The 874-nt window shown below is 67.8% G+C and carries 1 protein-coding gene; it reads right to left on the reverse strand.

Features of this window, described 5'->3' with window-relative positions:
• On the reverse strand, nt 1-874 hold an 874-nt coding region (locus EOA32_RS37465), incomplete at both ends, for a site-2 protease family protein (protein WP_128374327.1).

The raw sequence follows: 874 nt of genomic DNA on the forward strand, positions 1-874 counted from the left end.
GGCTGAGCACCGAGAACACCGCGCCGGCGACGAGCAGGAAGCTGGGCGAGAAGCCGGCGCGCCAGCCGAGCGCCAGCAAGGCGAACAGCAGCAGGAAGGAGGCAAGCGCCAGCGCGATCGGGCCCGGGCAGATTTGGCGCAGCACCTGGCCGCCGTCGAACTTCCACACCGGCACCAGATTGGCGATGTTGAACAGCGACGTGCAGCCGGCAAGCGTCGCCAGCAGCACTGCCGCCGGGTGGTGTCCTTCGCTGCCGGCAAGGCCGCTGGCGGCGATCAGCAGAGGCACAAGGAAAGCGGAGAAGCCCGCCCCCATCAGCGCCACGAACGCGACCTCGAAGCGGCTGTCATAGGGCCTGCCGCCCATGGCGATACCGCCAAGCAACGGGATGAAGATCATGCGCGCCCTGCGGTGTCCCGTCAGGCGGAACGCCGCCATGTGGCCGAGCTCGTGCAGCGCCACCACCGAGGTTAGGATCGCGGCCAGCGCCAGCCCGCCGAGGTTGAGGCCGAAGAACGGCCACAGGATGAAGGCCGAAAGCACGGCAAAGCCGATCTGGCTCACCGGATGCTCGAACCAGCCGCCCCTGCGATATGTTCCGGTTCTCGCCCAGACCTGCAGCTTGGCGAGCTCGCGGCGCATGGCGAAGTAGCGGAAGATCAGGAAGGCGACGCCGCGATAGCGGTCGGTTTGCGTGAGCGTAACGCGCGTCGCATCGCCTTCGGGCGCGAGCGCGGTGGTTTCGCGATAGTCGGCCCAGAACGAGGGATCGAGAGCCGTGTCCTCAACGACGCGCATCGAGAAACGGCTGCCTTCCACCACATCGTCGAACCGCGCCTTGCGTTCGATCGGCCGCCCGTCGCGCCCTTCCCA

Source organism: Mesorhizobium sp. M1A.F.Ca.ET.072.01.1.1 (genome assembly GCF_004023325.1).
Lineage (GTDB): Bacteria > Pseudomonadota > Alphaproteobacteria > Rhizobiales > Rhizobiaceae > Mesorhizobium.